This is a genomic window from Alteromonas sp. ABH4_457, from assembly GCF_056160625.1.
In genome coordinates this window covers 1-224 of sequence record NZ_JBSWXN010000041.1, presented here as the reverse complement: position 1 = coordinate 224, position 224 = coordinate 1, and the positions used below count along the sequence as shown (strand labels likewise).

The 224-nt window shown below is 48.7% G+C and carries 1 tRNA gene; it reads left to right on the top strand.

Features of this window, described 5'->3' with window-relative positions:
- The first annotated feature begins 133 nt into the window (after window positions 1-133).
- A tRNA-Val gene (locus ACXAGR_RS23850) sits at window positions 134-209 on the top strand.
- Window positions 210-224: the final 15 nt, after the last annotated feature.

The window sequence follows — 224 nt, the reverse complement described above, 5'->3', positions numbered from 1 at the left end:
GTCCAGTAGCGTCCACCAATTTTCTTTGGATTTGGTACGGCGAGGGTCACTGGCTCAACAACTTCGTTGCGAGTCACAGTAGCGTCCACCATCTCTTCGGATGTTAACTTCTTTCTTTTAGCAACAAATTACCGGACGCTTAGCTCAGTTGGGAGAGCATCGCCCTTACAAGGCGAGGGTCACTGGTTCAAGTCCAGTAGCGTCCACCAATTTTCTTTGGATTT